General features: G+C 44.4%; 25 protein-coding genes and 1 pseudogene. 19 read left to right on the forward strand and 7 right to left on the reverse strand.

Annotation, left to right across the window (positions count from 1 at the left end):
• Positions 1-66: 66 nt before the first annotated feature.
• From ACH32G_RS07045 to ACH32G_RS07110, 14 genes and pseudogenes are all read left to right on the forward strand, one after another.
• The gene (locus tag ACH32G_RS07045; protein WP_014471134.1) at positions 67-210 is read left to right on the forward strand and encodes a hypothetical protein; all 144 of its coding nucleotides are present in this window, start codon (positions 67-69) and stop codon (positions 208-210) included.
• A 215-nt stretch (positions 211-425) separates the two neighbouring features.
• Entirely contained in the window at positions 426-1172 is a 747-nt protein-coding gene (locus tag ACH32G_RS07050; protein WP_448814139.1) for a YveK family protein, read from the forward strand.
• A 34-nt stretch (positions 1173-1206) separates the two neighbouring features.
• The gene (locus ACH32G_RS07055) at positions 1207-1848 is read left to right on the forward strand and encodes a CpsD/CapB family tyrosine-protein kinase (RefSeq protein WP_095241279.1); all 642 of its coding nucleotides are present in this window, start codon (positions 1207-1209) and stop codon (positions 1846-1848) included.
• Positions 1849-1896: 48 nt separating this feature from the next.
• On the forward strand, positions 1897-2661 hold the full coding sequence (locus ACH32G_RS07060; RefSeq protein ID WP_448814140.1) for a tyrosine-protein phosphatase: 765 nt from the start codon (positions 1897-1899) through the stop codon (positions 2659-2661).
• A gap of 198 nt (positions 2662-2859) precedes the next feature.
• Positions 2860-4185, forward strand: a complete 1326-nt coding sequence (locus tag ACH32G_RS07065) for a UDP-glucose dehydrogenase family protein (RefSeq protein WP_448814141.1) — start codon at positions 2860-2862, stop codon at positions 4183-4185.
• Between the two features lie 306 nt (positions 4186-4491).
• Positions 4492-4926, forward strand: coding sequence for a DUF5082 family protein (locus ACH32G_RS07070; protein ID WP_016937697.1), 435 nt, complete (start codon positions 4492-4494; stop codon positions 4924-4926).
• Positions 4926-5186, forward strand: coding sequence for a YwqI/YxiC family protein (locus tag ACH32G_RS07075; protein ID WP_016937698.1), 261 nt, complete (start codon positions 4926-4928; stop codon positions 5184-5186). Before ACH32G_RS07070 ends, ACH32G_RS07075 begins: the two co-directional genes overlap by 1 nt.
• A 19-nt stretch (positions 5187-5205) precedes the next feature.
• Entirely contained in the window at positions 5206-7107 is a 1902-nt protein-coding gene (locus ACH32G_RS07080; RefSeq protein WP_448814142.1) for a T7SS effector LXG polymorphic toxin, read from the forward strand.
• 4 nt (positions 7108-7111) lie between these two features.
• A complete protein-coding gene (locus ACH32G_RS07085) occupies positions 7112-7663 on the forward strand; it encodes an SUKH-4 family immunity protein (protein ID WP_016937700.1) in 552 nt (183 codons plus the stop codon).
• A 442-nt stretch (positions 7664-8105) separates the two neighbouring features.
• Positions 8106-8618: a hypothetical protein gene (locus ACH32G_RS07090; RefSeq protein WP_016937701.1), complete on the forward strand. Its 513-nt coding sequence runs from the start codon at positions 8106-8108 to the stop codon at positions 8616-8618.
• A gap of 104 nt (positions 8619-8722) precedes the next feature.
• Positions 8723-9088: a hypothetical protein gene (locus ACH32G_RS07095; RefSeq protein ID WP_448814143.1), complete on the forward strand. Its 366-nt coding sequence runs from the start codon at positions 8723-8725 to the stop codon at positions 9086-9088.
• Between the two features lie 29 nt (positions 9089-9117).
• Positions 9118-9669, forward strand: a complete 552-nt coding sequence (locus ACH32G_RS07100; protein WP_099745189.1) for a hypothetical protein — start codon at positions 9118-9120, stop codon at positions 9667-9669.
• Positions 9670-9744: 75 nt separating this feature from the next.
• Positions 9745-10398 (forward strand): hypothetical protein, encoded by a 654-nt coding sequence (locus ACH32G_RS07105; RefSeq protein WP_448814144.1) that lies wholly within the window; start codon positions 9745-9747, stop codon positions 10396-10398.
• Positions 10399-10523: 125 nt separating this feature from the next.
• A pseudogene (locus ACH32G_RS07110) lies at positions 10524-11239 on the forward strand (endonuclease V).
• Positions 11240-11327: 88 nt separating this feature from the next.
• On the opposite strand, the gene ACH32G_RS07115 reads toward ACH32G_RS07110, so the two are convergent.
• Entirely contained in the window at positions 11328-12209 is an 882-nt protein-coding gene (locus ACH32G_RS07115; protein ID WP_064777939.1) for a LysR family transcriptional regulator, read from the reverse strand.
• A gap of 122 nt (positions 12210-12331) precedes the next feature.
• Between ACH32G_RS07115 and ACH32G_RS07120 the strand changes: the two genes are divergently transcribed.
• Positions 12332-12877, forward strand: coding sequence for a flavodoxin family protein (locus tag ACH32G_RS07120; protein WP_448814145.1), 546 nt, complete (start codon positions 12332-12334; stop codon positions 12875-12877).
• The gene (locus tag ACH32G_RS07125) at positions 12874-13095 is read left to right on the forward strand and encodes a hypothetical protein (RefSeq protein ID WP_448814146.1); all 222 of its coding nucleotides are present in this window, start codon (positions 12874-12876) and stop codon (positions 13093-13095) included. The genes ACH32G_RS07120 and ACH32G_RS07125 overlap by 4 nt, the downstream gene beginning before the upstream one ends.
• 26 nt (positions 13096-13121) lie before the next feature.
• Here ACH32G_RS07125 and chrA read toward each other — a convergent pair whose 3' ends face one another.
• The 3 genes from chrA to ACH32G_RS07140 are packed head-to-tail and all read right to left on the reverse strand — an operon-like array spanning position 13122 to position 14735.
• Positions 13122-13658 carry a chromate resistance efflux protein ChrA gene (chrA, locus tag ACH32G_RS07130; RefSeq protein WP_049627544.1) on the reverse strand — a complete coding sequence of 179 codons (537 nt, stop codon included), beginning with the start codon at positions 13656-13658 and terminating at the stop codon, positions 13122-13124.
• Entirely contained in the window at positions 13655-14245 is a 591-nt protein-coding gene (gene chrB / locus ACH32G_RS07135; protein ID WP_016937710.1) for a chromate efflux transporter subunit ChrB, read from the reverse strand. The genes chrA and chrB overlap by 4 nt, the downstream gene beginning before the upstream one ends.
• Positions 14246-14258: 13 nt before the next feature.
• On the reverse strand, positions 14259-14735 hold the full coding sequence (locus tag ACH32G_RS07140; protein ID WP_016937711.1) for an Lrp/AsnC family transcriptional regulator: 477 nt from the start codon (positions 14733-14735) through the stop codon (positions 14259-14261).
• 207 nt (positions 14736-14942) lie between these two features.
• Here ACH32G_RS07140 and ggt point away from each other — a divergent pair, with 207 nt between their 5' ends.
• Positions 14943-16520 carry a gamma-glutamyltransferase gene (gene ggt / locus ACH32G_RS07145; RefSeq protein ID WP_448814147.1) on the forward strand — a complete coding sequence of 526 codons (1578 nt, stop codon included), beginning with the start codon at positions 14943-14945 and terminating at the stop codon, positions 16518-16520.
• Between the two features lie 11 nt (positions 16521-16531).
• Here ggt and ACH32G_RS07150 read toward each other — a convergent pair whose 3' ends face one another.
• The 3 genes from ACH32G_RS07150 to cotG all read right to left on the reverse strand — a co-directional run bounded on the left by ACH32G_RS07150 (position 16532) and on the right by cotG (position 18408).
• Positions 16532-16702: a hypothetical protein gene (locus ACH32G_RS07150; protein WP_395941060.1), complete on the reverse strand. Its 171-nt coding sequence runs from the start codon at positions 16700-16702 to the stop codon at positions 16532-16534.
• Between the two features lie 328 nt (positions 16703-17030).
• On the reverse strand, positions 17031-17651 hold the full coding sequence (locus ACH32G_RS07155) for a flavin reductase family protein (protein ID WP_448814148.1): 621 nt from the start codon (positions 17649-17651) through the stop codon (positions 17031-17033).
• Between the two features lie 172 nt (positions 17652-17823).
• On the reverse strand, positions 17824-18408 hold the full coding sequence (gene cotG / locus ACH32G_RS07160) for a spore coat protein CotG (protein WP_448814149.1): 585 nt from the start codon (positions 18406-18408) through the stop codon (positions 17824-17826).
• A gap of 140 nt (positions 18409-18548) precedes the next feature.
• Here cotG and ACH32G_RS07165 point away from each other — a divergent pair, with 140 nt between their 5' ends.
• Positions 18549-19643, forward strand: a complete 1095-nt coding sequence (locus ACH32G_RS07165; RefSeq protein WP_016937715.1) for a CotH kinase family protein — start codon at positions 18549-18551, stop codon at positions 19641-19643.
• A gap of 121 nt (positions 19644-19764) precedes the next feature.
• On the forward strand, positions 19765-20640 hold the full coding sequence (locus ACH32G_RS07170) for a spore coat protein (protein WP_448814150.1): 876 nt from the start codon (positions 19765-19767) through the stop codon (positions 20638-20640).
• Positions 20641-20663: the final 23 nt, after the last annotated feature.

Consider the following 20663-nt stretch of genomic DNA (forward strand, 5'->3'; position numbering starts at 1 on the left):
AAACAGCACCCGACAGCATATAATAATCTTGTTTTCAATTTAATGGAAGCCGAAAGGAAACGAATGATGAAGAAAACGAAGTTAGATCAAGAGGAGTTTCTGAAGATTTTAATGCATGCGCACGACATCGGTGAGCAGTCCTCTGAGATGACCACTAAAGAAATGCTTGAGAATTTGATTTCTCATATTAAAAATGGATATGCAACATAAAGTCCCGCGGGCTCTTGACCGCGGGATTTTTTATTGTTCCTGTGATAACAGCGTCTAAAGCGCTTACAAAAATAAACCGAATAGAAGTGTTTATGTATTTTTGTCGAATATTGTCATTTGAAAAGGTTAGAAATGACAGTTCAAATCTGTATAATCGTAATTGGAAAAGTTCATTGGAGGGAATAGGAATACACGGAAAGTGATATGGAGGTTATATGGGAGAATCCGCAAGCATAAAAGAAATATTCGCAATACTGAGAAAGCGTCTGCTGTTTATACTTATTATCACCGCGGCGGCATCTGCCGCAGGCGGACTCATCAGTTTCTTCGCTCTTACGCCGGTCTATGAAAATTCAACGCAAATTTTGGTCAGTCAATCCAAAAACAATCAAAAAGAAGTCCAATTCAATGACGTTCAAACCAACCTCCAATTAATCAACACGTATAATGTCATCATCAAAAGCCCGGTCATCCTCGATGAGGTGATTAAAGAGCTGAATCTGTCCATGACTTCGAAAGAGCTGGAATCGAAAATCACGGTATCCAGCGAGCAGGATTCACAAGTCGTGACGATCGCCGTGCGGGATACGGATGCAAAGCGGGCGGCCGTTATGGCAAATACGGTTGCAGCCGTTTTTCAGGACAAGATCACGGCCATCATGAATGTGGATAATGTCAGCATTCTTTCAAAGGCCGAAGCGGCGGACAGCCAGTCACCGGCAGAGCCTAACCGTAAGCTGAACATCGCGATTGCGTTTGCAGCCGGACTTTTGGGCGGAATCGGTCTCGCCTTTTTGCTGGAACATCTGGATAATACGATCAAATCGGAGGAACAGCTGGAATCGCTGCTCGGCATCCCGGTCTTGGGAACGGTTACTTCAATCAGCTCAAAAGACAGCGTTGCCAAAAATTTGAGGATGGCAGAAACCAAACAAGCGGGAGGCGGACAAGTTGACGCGTAAAAAAGACAAGCCGGCAAAACGAAGCGTGATTACGATGTCAGAGCCGAAGTCCATCAACTCAGAACAATATCGGACGATCCGTACAAACATTGAATTTTCTTCCGTCGATACGGAGGTGAAGTCCCTTTTAATCACATCCGCAGGTCCGGAAGAAGGAAAGTCGACTACCGCGGCCAATCTTGCCGTCGTATTTGCCCAGCAGGGGAAAAAAGTGCTTTTAATTGATGCGGATCTGCGCAAACCGACGGTTCATTTCACCTTCAAATTGGATAACGGAACCGGCTTAACGTCGCTGCTGTTACAACAGATTCCGTTTCAGAAAGCCGTCCTGCGGGCTGAGGAAGCCAATCTCGATATTTTAACGAGCGGGCCGATCCCGCCCAATCCGGCGGAGCTTTTATCGACGGGGGCCATGAGAGATCTTCTGTCAGAAGCATCCGCAGTTTATGATAAGGTGATTTTGGACACGCCTCCCGTTTTGGCCGTAGCCGATACGAAAATATTAGGCAGCTATACTGACGGGGCCATTATGGTGATCTCAAGCGGGAAAACGGACAAGGAAAAAGCGGCCAAGGCGAAAGAAGCGCTCGATTATTGCCCGTGCAAGCTCCTCGGAGCCGTGATGAACGGAAAAAAACAAACGAAACACTCGGACTACGCCTATTATGGACAGTAATGTCATAATGGGCGCGGTCCATTCTTTTTAAGAAGGAGGGATTAAAATATGATAGATATCCATTGCCACATCCTTCCTTCCATAGACGACGGCGCGGCGGATGATACAGAAAGCCTCGAGATGGCGAGAGAAGCGGTCAGACAGGGAATTGATACGATCATTGCGACGCCGCATCACGTGAAATACCGCTATGACACGGACCGGCATACGGTCAAAGAAGCGGTCAGACTGTTAAACAAACGTTTGAATAAGGAAGGCATTCCGCTCACCGTTCTTCCCGGCCAGGAAATCAGAACAGACGGAGATCTGCTGGCAGGTCTTCAAAGCGGCCTGCTTATCCCGCTCCATCATACAAAGTATGTGCTGGCGGAGTTTCCGGCGGATCATGTTCCGGCCTATGCCGAACGGCTATTTTATGAATTGCAGCTGAGGGGATATGTCCCTGTCATCGCCCACCCGGAGCGGAACAGAGAAATCCGCGAAAATCCGTCCGTCCTTTACAGTCTTGTAAAGAAAGGCGCTGCTGCCCAAGTGACGGCCGGCTGCCTTGCCGGAGCATTCGGTCGGAAAGCGAAGAGCTTTTCACTGCAGCTTATTGAAGCGAATTTGATCCACTTTCTCGCATCTGACGCTCATAATCTCGGGTCGAGAAATTTTTATTATCAGGAGGCGCTCGGTGTTCTGAAAAAAGAAGCCGGGGCGGAGCTGGTTTACATGCTTACGGAAAACGCTGCGCTTCTCGTTGAAAACAAAGCCGTTTATAAGGAACCTCCGCTGCCTGTGGCCCGCCGTAAGCGCTGGGGTCTTTTTTAACCATCTTCCCTACCCCGTTTAAATGAAGCATAAGCGGCTGTTTTGCAAGATGATCTTTTTATGCTTATGCTATAATCAGCGGCCGGCACCGTTTTTTCTATCATGACCGCAGGCTACCGGCATTCTGCCGGCGCCGGGATCATATGCTAATAACGGTAAGCTGCCCAGCAGCAATTTCTAAACGGTTGGGGGAACACGATGAAAATAACAGTGATCGGAACAGGCTACGTCGGTCTTGTGACAGGAGTGTCTCTTTCAGAAATCGGCCATGACGTAACATGTATAGATATTGACGAACGTAAGGTTGAGCAGATGAGAAAGGGAATATCCCCTATCTTTGAACCGGGCCTTGAAGATATGATGAAACGAAATATTGGCCGGCATCGGCTGGCCTTTGAAACGAGCTACGAAAAAGGGCTTGCGGAAGCAGAGGTTATTTTTATAGCGGTCGGAACGCCGCAAAAAGAAGACGGGCACGCAAACCTTACCTATATTGAAAATGTCGCCGAACGGATTGCCGAATCTATTTCTAAAGATGCGATCGTCGTGACAAAAAGCACAGTTCCCGTGGGAACGAATGACAGGATCAGCGAAGTTATTCATTCACGGCTGAAATCGGACGTAACTATTTCAATCGCCTCAAATCCGGAATTTCTCCGTGAAGGTTCGGCGATTCACGATACCTTTCACGGCGACCGCATCGTAATCGGAACTGAGGACCGGCAGACGGGAGAAACGCTTGACCGGGTTTTCGCGCCGTTTGCCATTCCGGTTTATCATACGGATATCAGAAGCGCCGAGATGATCAAATATGCATCGAACGCTTTTTTAGCGGCAAAGATCAGTTTTATTAATGAAATTTCTAATATATGTGAAAAAGTCGGTGCGGATGTGGAATCAGTCGCACACGGAATGGGATTGGATAAACGGATCGGCAATCAATTCTTAAGAGCCGGCATCGGCTACGGGGGTTCCTGCTTTCCGAAGGATACAAACGCCCTCGTGCAGATCGCGGGACATGTGGAGCATGATTTTGAATTGCTGAAGTCCGTCATTAAAGTCAACAATAACCAGCAGTCCATGCTGGTTGATAAAGTGCTGAACAGGCTCGGCGGAGTTACGGGAAAAACCATAGCGTTATTAGGGCTGTCTTTTAAGCCGAATACCGATGATATGCGGGATGCGCCGTCCATTGTCATCGCGGATCGTCTGGCGGCTCTTGACGCCCGGATGACAGCGTACGATCCGATCGCTTCATTCCGGGCTTCCGAGCTGCTCCCGGCCGGGGTTTCCTATCGGGAGTCTATAGAAGAAGCGGTCAGGGGAGCTGATGCCGTGTTGATTTTGACAGACTGGGAAGATATTAAGCATTTTCCGCTTGAAGCCTACAAAGAGCTGATGGAAACTCCGGTTATTTTCGACGGGAGAAACTGCCACTCGCTTAAAGAAGCGGAGCAGGCGGGCGTGGAATATATCTCAATCGGAAGAAAAGCCGTCCTGCCTCAGACTGATTCTGTCACTTGAAAGGCCGGCCTCCGCGCCGGCCTTTATTATATTTATAATGATGATACACGGCAAAGGAGACGGTTATTGATAACCGGCTCCTTTTTTTAGGGAATTTATCATGGATATATAGAGGAGGTCTGTGAATGAACGTGCCGATTGCATGAGTCTTTTGGCGTTAATAAAGAGCACCTCGGCTGCTGAAAATAAGCCGTTTAACCTATTTAAGCTGCTTTCTGTCTATTTTAAAATATAATATATGGAAATATAGTATGGAAAAGTCTGTGCTTTTTGTACGACTTTTTGCGTAAGACGAGGTGAAAACAGATGAGCCATTCAAGCACATTAAGCCATATTAACAGCACAATCAGCCATAAACTGGGCGAGATCGAACACCAAATTGATAAATTAAAAGAAGCGAAGAGAGATATAGAATCTCTGCAGGAAGAGGGCGTGTCTGAAATCAAAGACATCCTCAGACCGCACTTGGATCATCATTGGACCGGCACTTTCGCTGAGGAATTTGATGAGCGGCGCGATCAGGCCCATACAGAGGCATACAGAATCGTTACAGACAAATACGACGGGTATATTTATCGGATCGGCTTAAAGATGACACAGCTTGAAATTGAAAAAGGAGGGCTCCTTGCCGCCAGAAGCATCGCGAGAGAAGCAGAGCACCTGCTGACGCTTGGTGAAGAAGCCCTTGACGCCGTGGGAGACAAAATACAATCAATCAAAAGAAGCTGGAGTTGGTTTTAATGACAGAAATAAAACTCAAATACGGAGCCGTCATGAAACAGCTTGAATCCGTCAGCAGCGCGCTGGAGGCCGTTTCGATCGGGAATGCGGGTTCAAACGGTAAAAACAAGCTTGACTATACCTCCAAGTACCACTCCCGCGAGGCAAAGCTTGTATCCATGATCAGCGAATATAAGCAAGCCGTTCATAAGAACATCGCGGACGTAAAAGACAACGTAGATTCCCTGAAAGAACAGGACGAGGCGATCGCCGTAAAATAACGAAAGAAAGGACTTGCCGATGAGCAAAGTGTTTGAATCACAATCGTTAACGGATGAAGCAGACAAGAGAAAGAAACAATACGAAGCTCTTGAAGAACAGCTGAATGCGCTCAAAAAAGCCTTTCAAGGCATGGCTGATCTGGGTGATGCTTTGAAAGGGAAAGGCGCAGACAATATAAAGGATTTCTTTCAGGGACAAGCGGAAATCGCCGAAAGCTGGCTGACGCTTGTTTCTGCTCAAATTGCGTTTTTAAACGGCATTTCAGGTGATATTAAAGATCAAGAACTCAGCGATTCATATGTGGAGACTTCGTTTTTGGAGCATGAGCTGCCCAACGCGGACTTGAAGGCTTCAGAAATTGTCTCCGCCCATAAAGCCGAAATCGACTCCATCTTGTCAGGCATCAGCGATATTATTCATCTCGACACGTATACGCTTGATGATTACGCAGATAAAATGGGCGATGCCCAGAAAACCAGACGTGACACGATCACGGCAGTCGATAAGCTTGATGAATCCCTGACCACTGAATATCAAAATTTAGAATCTCTGGACAACGCGGTTCTCAGCAAATATTCCGTTCTCATGCAAGCCACCAGCAACGGGAAAAGCGCATCCCCTATGTACTATGACAAAAAAGCCTTCCACAGCAATGAAATCTACAAAAGCGTCATTGAAGCAGAAAAGCAGGGAACGAACTATATTGATGCAAAAGCCCAGCAGGCCGAAGCAAGACGGCTTCAGGAAAAGGCTGAAAAAGAAGCCAATAAACCATGGTACGAGAAAACATGGGACGGTATCTGCAACTTTACCGGAGAAGTCACTGGCTATTATGATTATAAAAGAGCAGCCGAAGGCGTCGATCCGGTGACCGGAGAAAAACTCTCCACCGCAGAACGCGTCACAGCGGGAGCAATGGCCGCCGCCGGATTCATACCGGTCGTCGGGTGGGCGGGCCGCGCTTTCAAAGGCGGAAAAGCCATCTACAAAACCGGAAAAACCGTCATGGCCGCAGAACACGCTTTAGACGTCTATAAAACCGGAAAATCCTTAGACATTCTCAAAATGACAGAAATGGGCGCATACGGCCTCGTCGCCTCAAACGGTTTCTCAGAAGCCGTCACAGGCAGAGATATGTTCGGAAACAAAGTGTCTGAGGAGAAGCGGAAAACGGGTGCGCTGGAAGCGGCGTTGAGTTTGGTTGGTGCTGGTGTATTGGCGAAGCATGTAAACAAAGGCATCCCGCTTGCAACCCATTCAAAAGTTCAAACAGCTAACAAGACACTAGAAAAAGTAAAACAATTCAAAGTCCCAACAAACGTCCGCGTGTACGCAGAACGCCCTGTAACTCCTGATGGCTTCACATTCGGAATCCCGACAGTACGTGTAGATGTGGAAAAGACGGCTGTTAAGGATCTTGGGATTGTGAAGATGGCGGGTAAATGGAATAATGACGGAAAATACGATCGAATTAGAGGATATAAAGGCAGAGAACTATCAAACTACGATAATAAGTATTTAATTGATCCTAGGCTTGTAGTAGAGATGAATTTTAAGGGGAAGGGGAAATCTGGGACAAATGCTGCTGGCTGGGAGAGAAATGCGAAAAAGTTTTTTAACACGCTGCTAAAAAGTAATCCTGAGTTTTGGAGTGTTGAAAATACTGCTAAGATTAAAAGAGGAAGAGTCCCAGTTGTTGATGAACAATTTATAAAACATTTTCCACAGTATGCAGATTACTTAAAAGACCCAATGAGACATCATCATATTGGAGAAGGAGGCCAGGCCGCGGCTTTACCTAAAAGTCTTCACCCTGGGTATGGTGGTATTCATAATGTTGAGAAAGAATGGGGAATTACTGGGGTAGACGATCAAATTGCGAATAGACTAGAAACATTCAGAAAAGAATCAGGAAGGTGACACGATGTTATTACCCGAAGAATTTAATCGAAGTTGGGATGTTAATAAAAATGGTCCGATATTAAAGTTTCCATATGATGACTTAGTAGAGACTCCTTTTTCGGAGGAATTTAAAAAATTTATTTCTTTAGGAGGTTTACCTGAAACCCCTCCGCCATATTTGGATTTCACTTCTTTTCAAACATCATTTAAACCAATTACAAGTATCTTTGATGTGTCGGAAGCGTTTCGAAAATATTGGTTGTTAGGTTCTACTGGTTCCGGAGATCCAATTTGTATTATAGAAAATAACGAGAGAATTGTTTATTTAGATAATGGTAATGAATATAAAGAAGTATTTATTAACTCTTCAATAAATCAATTTGCAGAAAGTATACTGCTTTTCTCAGAAATGATTGACAAAGCTATTCAAATTAATGGAGAAGATGCTTTTATCGACAATGATATTCCTGAATATGTAATTGAATGGTTGAAAGAAGAACTGAAAAGAGTAGACTCAAATTGTATAAATGAAGGGAGCTTCTGGGGTATTGAAATAGAAAGTTTATATGAATAATGAATTTTCATTTTGATGCGTTGAGACCTGATCAGAGAAAGATGTCTTAACAAAGGATATTATTTCATCTCATATAGTTAAAGTAGATGATTGCTTCTGGATTTAGCGTATGAGTTTACTGATAGTCCTTTAACTTATGCAATTTATGTAATGGATAATAATTGGAGCGTCATTTGAAATAAAAATTTCCTGAGCATAAATTTGTTGTAAAAAGCAGGTATTATACTGTACCTGCTTTTTAGTTTTTGCTTTTTATGAAAACTGGAGAGAAACCTTAACCTTGGAGTTACTAAAAAACTATAGAACTCCTACTTGGAGTGGTTTTACGCTTTTCAGGTTTTTTATAGGTATGAAACTAAAGAGGGGAGGGTAAAACAAAAAGCCTTCTTTTTTGCAAAGAGGAGGGGGCTACAGAGGAATTATGGGAAAGGTGGTTAAATAAATGAGTAGTTACGGTAAATATAGCGATTTAGTGGAAGAGGTAATTGACTTTATTAAGCACGGAGAATTATTTAAGAATAATAATCGGAATTTGTCTGATATTACACTTATAGAAGATTTTGAGATAGCGCAACAATTAGCATGGTCTCAAGATACTGATGAAGTTGAAGTAGTTTGGCAAGATGTAAAATCAAATGAAAGCGGACAGTTATTGGGTATAATTTTAAGTGATGATCACTTAAAAACATTAGATGAAGAATTGTCGAATATTTTCAATTCTGATGATAACTATTCTGAAGATTTCATTCCTATGGATTTTTGGGATATTGCTGAAGAAGTAGAGTCAGATCTGTATAAATGTGCAATCAATCGTCTGGTAAACGGTAATAAAGACAATCTTTTTGAGAAAATGTTTCAAGTGTATAAAACAGGCGGATGGCCTTGTGGGTGGAAAGGTATATATCCTGAAGGTCAATTAGTCGCTTTTATACCCCCTAAAGATATGAATGATTAGTTTATTTGGGGTGTACCCAGAAGGAGATTGAACCGGAAGTTATAGCATTGAACCTTATAAAAAATAAAGCTTAGGAAATTAATAGTTACTAAACAGAGGTTCTCATGGAAAGAAAACATATTAAATTAGATGTTCCAAAAGCTAATATACATCCCTTAAGAATAACACAAGGTTGGAAAGTGAATTATAATCATTTTGTTGAAATAGATCCAAGAACTTTAGAACCGAATGATGATTCCTGGTTTTTGTTCACAGACAGTTTGTTGCAGCTTTATCATGAACAATCCTCAATAACGCTTGATTTAGGCTGGGTTCCTGACATTTCTCCTGAAGGTAACTATCTGGTTTTGCTAGTCAAAGATAATGATTGGGAAGATCCTATTAAAGAATTTTCATCAGATGATTATAAAAAAGTGATTTTATATATTGAATATCATTTAAAACAAGTAACAGCTACTTGGTGGAAGTAGTTAAATAATAATGGATGAAATAGTTACAAATGAAACATGGAATCAGATTTATTAATGAATACCCTGAAATCGGTGAATTGCTTCATCGTCTATTTGTGAATAGGGAGTTAGACGAATGGTACAAGAGCAAATGCGCAGAGAAAATAAAAGTACCTGATGAATTTACTCAAATAAAAGGTTTGAAAAAAATTGAAGTTAGGGATTTAAACAATCCTTCTGGAGAAATTGATATTCATTTGCAAGATCTTTCTGGGGAAAATGGTTTTCATTTAGAACAGCAAATTAATATGAAAGTATCTAAATTGGTTCCTGTTTATGTACTAGATTATAGTTATTCCCTTAGACATGAATTAATCGATGGGGCTTATGAGGTTGTTGGGACCGCTGAATCTTTAGAATTGATTCAGGGGACCAACTATATTAATAAAATAATGCATGAGAAAGGATTTATTGAACTCAGTTATTTGTATGATTACTATGATACTGTGTATGAGTGGAGTGAATTGCCACATATCCAGCCTTTCAACAGAAGATTAACATTAGGAGATGCCTTGTTTACTGATGTATTAGAATTGCTGTAGTTAAAACTTGCCGTGTTGTCATCGGCAAGTTTTTTTATAGATAGTATAACAATGTGGAGTACAAGGAGAAACTGGATGGACAGAGACCATATTTCTCAATTGTTGCCATTAAAAATCTGTAATGGCTGGTCTGTAGTACTGAACAATTTAAGTTCAGAAAGAAGGATGCAAGAAAAATGTGAATTACTAATACTGCAAAATGAAAAACGAAAGGCCTTTATTAAGGTAATTTATGAAAATGATCAATACCATGTCATAGTAACGGGCTTAAAAACAGATAAGATTTATGAAGATGAATCTTTTGATGAGATAGAACAATTATTAGAAGAGTTAGAATATCAAATCTGGACTGTGGGAAGCGGGGTTTTAGAGGGTTTGCAGCCGCTAAGCCAACATGTTCCCAATTTCTTAAGGCTTAAGATACCGGCGGGTTGGACTGTTGATTATATTACATTAAAAGATACTGATCCTAAAACTTTAGAGGAAAATGATGATGCTTGGTTATTTGACTTTAATCAAGATCTCCTGCAGATTTCTCATAAGACAAAAAATTTGCTGCTTGACGTAGGGTGGTACCCAGAAGGGGATCCCACTGGAAGTTATGGCGTTGAACTGATAAAAAATGGAGATTGGGAAAATCCTTTAGAGGATATTATGTGTACTGAACTTAAAGAATTACTTAAACAATTGGATCTTATTTTTATGAAAGAAATGAAAAATGAGTATTAATAAAAAAGCAGATGATACTATCTGCTTTTTTTCAATGAAGCATAATTTGCTGAAGGAGTCTTCGCAAGATCGAAACACAGGAAGATTGAGCGCGAAGACTATTTTAAGAGAGGAAAACCAATGAAATGAAAATACATCAAATTCACGATTTTCATCTAAATGATGAAACGGATTTTATTCAAATACAACAATCCCTTATACATAAAATCAACCTATCCCCGCCATCCCTCCAAACTCCGTCAACACCTGCGCAGGCGTCGACCTCGCCTATTGGGAGCAGGACGGGGAACCGTACGGGGTGTGCAGTATCATCGTGATTGACGCTGATACAAAAGAAGTCATTGAAAAGGTGCACAGTATGGGGAAAATCAGCGTACCGTATGTGTCCGGTTTTCTTGCGTTTCGCGAGCTGCCTTTGATTATCGAGGCGGCGAAAAAGCTGGAGGCGGAGCCGGATGTCTTCTTGTTTGATGGCAACGGGTATCTGCATTACAATCATATGGGCGTTGCCACCCATGCGGCTTTTTTTCTGGGGAAGCCGACGATCGGGATTGCGAAAACCTATCTCAAAATCAAAGGCTGCGATTTCGAGATGCCTAAAAATGAAGTCGGCGCATACACCGATATTATCATTGACGGCAAGGTATATGGCCGGGCGCTGCGAACGAGGCGGGACGTGAAGCCTATCTTTTTGTCTTGCGGACATGACATTGATTTAGAAAGCAGCTATCACATCACAATGAGTTTGATCAATCATGAAAGCAGACTGCCGATCCCTGTCCGTCTGGCTGACCTTGAAACACATGTCTTGCGAACGTTTTATCAGGAAAATCACGTGTAACACTTGGGGCTCTAAGCCGCCAAGTGTTTTTTTTGTATGCCTGGTGTCTGCTTTATTAAAAACCTTGTCGTCCTTGCGGATAAGGTTTTTATTTGAATGTTTTTCGCGTCAAATCGATAAAAGCCTTTAATGGTGCAGACATCCACTTGTCCTTATGCCATGCCAGTTGAGTAAAAACAGGGCATTCATTCTGCCAGTTGAGCTCTTTCATCCGTCCTTCGGCAATATCGTCTTTTACTGTCATTTCAGGCAATAGTCCAATTCCAAGTCCTGCCATCACGCATTGTTTGATGGCTTCTATGCTGACAAATTCTAATTTATTAGGGTAGACTCCGGCGTCTTGTAAAGTGTCCTCAAAGAGCGTGCGGTATGAGCAGCCGTCCTCTGTCAGCAGAAGGGTTTCGTTTTGAAGATCCTTCAATGTTACTGGTAAGTCTGCTGGAAAAGGATGGTCATTGGCGGCTACCATTTTGATCTCATCCTGAATCAAAGATTCAACGTGCAGTGCGTCTTCCGTTCGGTTCACATCTAAAATGAAGGTGATATCAAGCTGGCCCTGTAAGAGCTGTTCTTTCGCTTGTTCGTTGGAAATATACGGTTTGAATATGAGCTTTACTTGAGGAAAAGCTTGTTTGAATTCTTTTATGATAGGCGGAAGGCGATATGTGCACTGGCTTTCCGTCGCCCCGATTTTCAAGGTTCCGGTTGTTTCTCTTACCTGATTTGCGGCCATTTTTGCTTCTTCTGTTAACGCAATAATCTTCTCCGCATAGGATTTGAATGTTTTGCCGGCTTCTGTCAGGATAAGCCGCTTGCCGAGCCGTTCAAATAAAGGAGTCCCGATTTCTTCTTCAAGTGATTTGATCTGAGAGGTAACGCTTGATTGTGCATAGTTAAGCATCTTGGCGGTTAGGGTGAAGTTTACATGTTCTGCTGCGGTAATAAAGGTGATCAGCTGCTTCAATTCCATTTGATCTCGCCCTTTCTAAATCGGTTTTATCGATTGGAATAATCGAAATAATCATCTGTATTGATTGATGAATCCATTATATGATGAAGAAAATCATTCGTAAACAAAGGAGCAGATGCATCATGAAAATTGCGGTTATTAATGGCGGAACTCGGTCTGGCGGAAATACGGATATTCTTGCGGATAAAGCTGTTCAAGGATTCGATGCGGAGCACATTCATTTGCGGAAATATCAGATCCGGCCAATTGAAGATCTGCGCCACGCCCAAGGCGGCTTTCGTCCTGTTCAAGATGACTGCGATTCTATTATTGAACGGATATTGCAGTGTGATATTCTCGTCTTTGCCACCCCAATTTATTGGTTTGGCATGTCAGGGACATTAAAGCTGTTTATTGATCGCTGGTCACAGACGTTGAGAGATCCGAGATTTCCTGATTTTAAACAGCAAATGTCAGCGAAGCAGGCCTATGTAACAGCAGTGGGAGGAGACAATCCTAAACTAAAAGGGCTGCCGCTGATTCAGCAATTTGAACATATTTTTCATTTTATGGGGATGCCCTTTAAAGGCTATGTGCTGGGAGAAGGCAATCGTCCCGGTGATATTCTTCATGATTATCAGGCGCTGTCCGCTGCGAGCCGCTTACTGAAAAGAAGCGATGCGATATGAAGTTTTTGCTGTCGGTCATTGCTGGCATGCTGATTCTTGCATTGTTTTTATTTTGGAAGGTCCAGTCTCCTGTTTGGATACAGGTTGAAACCGATTCGCCTCAGTTGAAGCAATCTGTGAGAATGGCAGGAACCACGCTGCAAGTCAAGCACATCATCAAGAGTGATGCAGGAGAAGAAACAGCTGTCATATCAAACGGCATTTCCGGGCCAAAATAAAAAAGCACCTGTCCAGGTGCTTTTTTCTACAAATGGGGAACCACAAGGCCTCCATACAAAAACGCTGCGATAATCAGAAAGGCCGGATGCAGCTTGAATTTTGTCAGGGCAAGGAGGGAAATCCCCGCAATTACTAGTGATTGAATCCAGCCGATCGCTTTGATGCCGTCTGCGCCGATTTGCCACGTAAGAATGAGCATCATGACGGCGATGACGGGCTGGACGGACAGCGTCATGCCTTTGATGACGGGTGATTGGCGGAAGCGCTGAATGATGCGAAGAAGCACGATCAATGCGAGCGCCGACGGTACGACGGTTGCGATCAGCGCAATCAGGAAGCCGGGCCATCCGCCTGCGCTGTAGCCTACATACGCGGCGATTTTTGTGGCGATCGGGCCGGGTAATGCGTTCGCAAGGGCGAGCATGTTTGAGAATTGGTCGTTTGAGAGCCAGCTGTATCTGTTGACGACTTCTTCAAACATGAGCGGAATAGATGCAGGGCCGCCGCCATATCCGAGTACATTTGCAATAAAAAACGCCATAAATAAATAGATCATCATCATGAAGCCGACATTCCTTTATCTTTAGAACGTTTATTTGTGATTTTGTCTTTTAATTTAAAATGAAACGCGCCGTATGCTAAGAAAATAATAATGACAAAGCCGGGATTGATCTGCAGCGTTTGCAGGCCGATAAAAGCGATGATAAAAAACAGGATGCCGGTGACCCAGCCGAAACCTTTTAGCGCTTTTTGGCCAAACTCGTACGCCATGATGCCGAGCATGACGGCGATAACCGGCGTGACGGCGCCAATCATGCCGGCAACAACTGCTGAGTGGCTTAACACATTTACAGCGGCAAACAAGCCTACCATCGCAAGGCATGTAGGCAGAATGTGGGCGAGGGTTGCCAAGATTGCGCCTAACGTGCCTTTCAGCTTGAAGCCCAGATACGCGGCCATTTTCGTGGCAATCGGTCCGGGAAGCGCATTTGCGATCGCTAATATTTCTCCGAATTCATCATCATCTATCCACTTGTATTTATTGACGGCTTCATGGCGGATGAGCGGAATCACGGACGGGCCGCCCCCGAATCCGAGAATGCCTGTTCGCACCATTGCCGCGGTAATGTCCCAATAGGGGTTTTTCATTGCCGTGTCCTCCTTACAGCTTCATGCCCATTCTGCTTTTATACCGTTTAATCAGCATTTGGCAATCGACGCTGACGACGCCTTTTTGCGTATAAAGCCGTTTTGTCAAAAACTCTTCCATCTCCTGATCATTTGCGAAAATGCCGTGCATATGCAGCTTGCTCGGTCCGGTCATGTGATAAAGGCTTGTCACGGCCGGCTCCTTTTCAAGCTTTAACGCTGTTTCCTCCAAATACTGCGGCTCCACTTCCACATTAAAAAACACGGACACATGGCGGCCGATTTTCGCCGGGTTGATGACAGCGGTGAATTTTTCAATTACGCCGGCATCCATTAAATGCTGGATGCGGTGCTGAACCGCCACACGCGACAGATTAACCCGCTTTCCTAAGTCTGTATAGGAAATCCTCCCTTCCTCGTGCAAAATCGAGAGAATATGTTTATCCGTTTCATCAAGTACAAGGTTCGGAATGCTGTACTCATGTTCCAATCGGCTTCACCTTCCTTCATCTGGCAGACATTATTGTATCATGAAATCTTACGGTATGAAGGATAAATTTTTTAATTGTTTTCGTTACGTAATAAATATTGATTTTTTATTATCGGAAAGAAAATAGTGTGTGAGATTTTCTCTCAGAAAAGTGGATGCCGTCGGTGCCGCTTTTTATACTTGAGAAAATTTGTAAAGGGGCTTGCCATGAATACTTCTACCATCGGAACGAAACAAATGGTCGTCAGTCCGCATTATCTTGCTTCCCAGGCGGGGGCCGGCATTCTTGAAAAGGGGGGAAACGCGTTTGATGCAGCGGTGGCGGTCAGCGCATGCCTGGCAGTCGTGTATCCGCATATGACGGGGCTTGGCGGAGATTCATTTTGGCTTACATACCATCAAGAAACGGGGCGAATCAAAGCTTACAACGGGAGCGGCCGCTCAGGAAAACATGTGACGAGAGACTTGTATCGAGGCAGAGAAGCGATACCGATGCGAGGGACAGAAAGCGCCATTACCGTTCCGGGAATGGCGGACAGCTGGGATGCCGTGCTTTCGGCGTACGGGCGTCTTTCGCTCGCTGAGGTGCTGAAGCCCGCCCTTGATTATGCGGCAGACGGATTCCCGGTGTCCGCCGACCAGTGCGCCCACACAGAACGAAATCTCGCTCTTTTAGCCTCAACACCTTATACCTCAGCCATTTTTACGAGAAACAAAAAAGCGCCCATGCCTGGCGAGCGGTTTGTCCAGAAGGATCTGGCGGTCAGCTTGGAGCAGCTTGCCGAAAAAGGCAGGAGCGCTTTTTACGAAGGGGATATCGCCCAAAGCATCACATCATTTTTGCAAAACAACGGCGGCCGTCTGACACTTGATGACTTTAAAGCCCATCGCGGCGAGTGGTCGGACCCGGTATCCTCTGATTACCGCGGGTACCGCATTTATCAGGCTCCCCCGAATTCACAGGGGTTTACAGGCTTAATGACGCTTAATATATTGGAAAACTATGATTTTTCCAAGATCGAACACGGCTCCTTTGAATATTATCATTTGCTGATCGAGGCGCTGAAAAAGAGTTTTCAGCATCGGAATGAAGTGCTGACTGATCCGGCATTTTCTCATATTCCGCTGGATCGGTTACTTGATAAACGGTATGCAAAGCAGCTGGCGGAAGACATCGGTTACACGGCTGCGCCGGCGGTAAGCCGTCCGGTCGGAAGCGACACTGCTTATGCCGCCGTCAGAGATGCGGAAGGAAATGCCGTTTCCTTTATACAGAGCCTTTATTTTGAGTTCGGGTCAGCCGTTACGGCGGGGGAGACGGGCATTCTGCTGCAAAACCGCGGGTCATTTTTTTCGCTGGATGAATCTCATGTCAATACGCTCGAACCCGGCAAACGGACCTTCCACACCCTCATGCCGGCGATGGCCTGTAAAGAAGGGAAGCCGCACATCCTGTACGGCACCCAGGGAGGAGAAGGCCAGCCGCAAACTCAGACGGCGCTGATTACACGAATCATTGATTACAACATGGACCCGCAGCAGGCGGTCAGTGAGCCGCGCTGGGTGTGGGGGCGGACATGGGGAGAGGCGTATGAAGGGCTGAGGGTCGAAAGCCGGATCAGCCGTGAAACGAGAGAAGCATTAAAGCAAAGCGGCCACCGCGTCGAGACGGTTAGCGATTTTGACCGGATCATGGGACATGCTGCAGCGATCGTCATTGATGACGAAGGTTTTCTCCAAGGCGGGGCCGACCCGCGCGGCGACGGTGCGGCCGCAGGGGTATAGAGCATGATCCGTTAACGGATGAAAAAAATAAGTACGCCGAGTGCGGCAGATAGCCCCGCGTAAAACGAATCGTACACATATTGCTTTTTCTCCCGCCGGTGCCGCCGCTCCATTAAGCCGCTGCAGCAGAAAAGCATGGAAACAACTCCCGCAAATACGTACATTTCATTGATTAATGACACCGCTGCGATGCCTGAAATAAGCAGTATGATTTCGATTAATCGATGTGTGCCGTTTATCGGCTTCTGCTTTTTAACAGGCTTGGCAAATGGAGAACTTTGACGGAAAATACTTGAAACATAAAGCTGAGCAAAATAAATACGGCTGAAAAAATCAGTAACTGAATGAAATCCATCGTTTGCCCCCTAAACACTTGTCATTCGTTTAGGACCTTGTAAGTTTCAATCTTTTATAAGACATTAGACTGAGTTAAACAGTCAACAGATAAAAAAAGACCCCTTTTAAAAGGGGTCTTTTTGACTAGTTTCTTCTATTATATTGGCTCCTGTTTCAGGTCGGGCGGACAAGTGTAAATGTCTTCCCGATTCTGGCGTATTCATTCCCCGCGAGCCTCGCCGCAGGCTGCAGTTCATCTGTCCGTATGTAGCCCTTATCGGCATCATATACTTGATCATTCAAATGAAAACAAACGACTCTGCCGATGATGAGATCTGTCGTCGTTTCCCCTCCGTCATTCTGGAACGGAAGGTGGCGTTCGAGTATACATTCAAACCTGACCTTCGCTTCTTTTATACCGGGAACGCTGATGCAGGTGCTGTCTGTCACGGAAAGGTCTGTCATGTCAAGCTCACTGACATCAGGGCCAAGCCTTGCCGCCGTTTTGTTAATGTCTTCAATGATGGACTCATCACTGACATGCACGACGAATTCCTGATGAGCGATTATGTTTCTCGCAGTGTCTTTCTGCTGTCCCTCCGCGCGGTTTACAGAAATGGCAAGAAGCGGCGGATCTGCGGAGATAACGTTATAAAAACTGAAGGGCGCCGCGTTTACGGCGCCGTTGATAGATGAACGCGTAGTGACAAATGCAATCGGCCGGGGAACTACTGTGCCCGAAAGCAATTTGTAGGTATCTTTCGCGTTCAATTCGTCTGCTCGTAAGATATGCATCATGTCAGCCGCCTTTCTTTTTCGTATGACCTGATTATACCGAAAGAAAATTCGGAAGCACAACAAAAGAAACCCGGATGCATATCTTATTTCGTGGCATATATCTGTTTGAGGAAAAAGGCTTCCGTTTAGCCGGCAGCCTATTTACAAGTGATATTAGGTTGTTGGGGGATTACTTCTTATAGTTTTTCTTTACAACCCAGACATTTCCATCTTTCCAGTACTCTGTTTTGGTGCAGTAATCGTCTTTTTTATGGCTTTGTTTTTTATGAGAACGGTAAGGTTTTTTCTGAGTGCGTTTTTTCTTGCGGCGGCACGATTTTTTCTGACTGCGTGATTTTTTGTGAGAACGGCACGATTTTTTACGGCTGCGGGATTTTTTGTGAGAACGTGATTTTTTATGGCTGCGAGATTTTTTGTGGGAACGCGATTTTTTATGGCTGCGAGATTTTTTGTGGGAACGCGATTTTTTATGGCTGCGAGATTTTTTGTGAGAACGTGATTTTTTATGGCTGCGGGATTTTTTGTGAGAACGTGATTTTTTATGGCTGCGAGATTTTTTGTGAGAGCGGCATGATTTTTTATGGCTGCGAGATTTTTTGTGAGAACGTGATTTCTTGTGGCTGCGAGATTTTTTATTTTTGCGGGACTTTCTTTTCTTACTGCTCTTTGGTTCTTGGTACAAATAATCTTTTAATCCCTCGGTGCTTGCGGACTTTACTGCTTCTTCGATATCAGAATGGGAATAGTGGCCCATTTTGAAACCTCCTCTTGATATATGTTTTAAGGATGCGATCCTTACTACCACATAGTACGCATGGATAAAAAAAGTGTATGTGTGTTCCGCTGAGTTTTATCGAAAAAGCACAGCCTAAATTAATACAAGGAGGTTTTCAGGTGAAAGACCAATCAGCATTGCCTTTATATCAGCTGTTTATTCACCCGAAGGACTTGTTGGAGCTGAAAAAAGACATTTGGGATGATGATCCGGTGCCCGCGGTGCTGAGAGTGAATCAAAAACGCCTTGACATTGATCTGGCGTACCGCGGCTCTCATATAAGAGACTTTAAGAAAAAATCGTATCACGTCACTTTTTATTCGCCGAAAACATTTCGCAGGGCTAAAGAAATACATTTAAACGCCGAGTACAAAGATCCGTCGATGATGCGGAATAAGCTGTCTCTCGATTTCTTCGCGGAGCTTGGAACGCTGTCGCCAAAGGCGAATTTCGTATCCTTGCAGATCAACGGCAAATATGAGGGTGTGTACCTTGAGCTGGAGTCAGTAGATGAATATTTTCTGGCGAAACGGAACCTGGCTGACGGCGCTGTTTTTTACGCGGTGGATGATGATGCAAATTTCTCCCTCGTCAGTGATTTGGAGCGGGACACGAAAACATCGCTCGAACTTGGCTATGAAAAGAAAACGGGAACGAAAGAAGACGATTTTCATCTGCAGGATATGATTTATAAAATTAATACCGTGCCGAAGTCAGAGTTCAAGGGGGAGATTGTCAAACACTTGGACGCGGATAAGTATTTGCGGTGGCTTGCGGGCATCGTGTTTACCTCAAACTACGATGGGTTTGTTCATAATTACGCCTTGTACCGCAGCCATGAAACGGGACTTTTTGAAGTCATTCCGTGGGATTACGATGCGACGTGGGGAAGAGATATTCACGGTGACCGGATGGAGGCTGATTATGTCAGAATACAAGGATTTAATACCTTGACCGCAAGACTTCTGGATGAACCGTATTTCCGCAAAGCGTATAAACAGCTTTTGGAAGAGACGCTTCAGACCCTGTTTACTATTGAACATATGAAGCCGAAGGTCATGTCGCTGTATGAGCAGATCAGGCCGCATGTCGCGAAGGATCCTTATAAAAAAGATGAGCTTGATCGCTTTGACCGGGAGCCTGATGTGATTTGCGAATACATTAAGGAACGGTCTGCTTTCATCAGCAGCGAGTTAGAGCAGTGGAATATCTGATTTGGGGAGGAAGAAAGATTTTTTACAAATAGGCTGGTGAACCAGTTCCCGAAAAGAATCGTGATACGTATATATGCATTATGTTTGACATTAATGAGAAATATGACTAGGAGGACAATAGATGAAACGCAATACGAATCGGCATCGGTCTGATGACAACTTTCTGCATGCGATGGAAGGAAAAGTGATTACAGTCTATCGGGGAGGCCCGGAGTCCAAGACAGGAAGATTGGCAGACATTCAATCGGATTATATCGCTCTTCAGGTTGATAATAAAATCGTTTACTATCAATGGAAGCACGTGAAAAGCGTTACGGAAAATACGAGTGAGACCTTATCGCCGGTTGAGCCGGCAGAATGCGAGAGAGCTGATGATTTTCAAGACCTGATCAGCAGGATGACCAATCGCACGGTGCAATTGAATCAGGGAGGTCCGGAATCGAAAAGAGGAAAGCTTCACGAAACAGGGGATGATTTTCTCGTGCTGGAAACGGAAGATGACGGAATCGTCTATTTTAATGCCGACCATGTCAAAAGCATCAGCGCCGAACAAGAAGAGGACGGCCAAGAGGAGGAGCGCCCGGAATTTGAAATGGCTGATGATTTTCACGGCATATTTAAACGCCTGATCCACAAATGGGTTTCCATCAACCGCGGAGGTCCTGAAGCCGTTGAAGGTATACTTGTGGATAATTCTGACGGCCACTATACTCTTGTGAAAGATAAAGAAGTGCTGCGGATCTATCCTTTTCATATCAAGAGCATCAGCGCAGGGGCAAAAGGAGCGGCTAAAAAAGAGGAGAATAAAGACGACGAGAATAAAGGTGAGAAAGAGTCCGCTGAAGAAGAATCACGCGAAGAGCAGCGTACTTCCTCTAAAAAGTCGAAAAGATCATCAAGATCCGTTCGATCCTCAAAACGGGAGGAAGAGAACTCTTATAGCTACGCCACTGTATTAAGGACAATAGATTACCGGTGGAAACGCGGCCGTAAATGACCGGAAAGATTGTCCGTAAACGC

The sequence above is a fragment of the Bacillus sp. CIS52 genome, assembly GCF_053545315.1.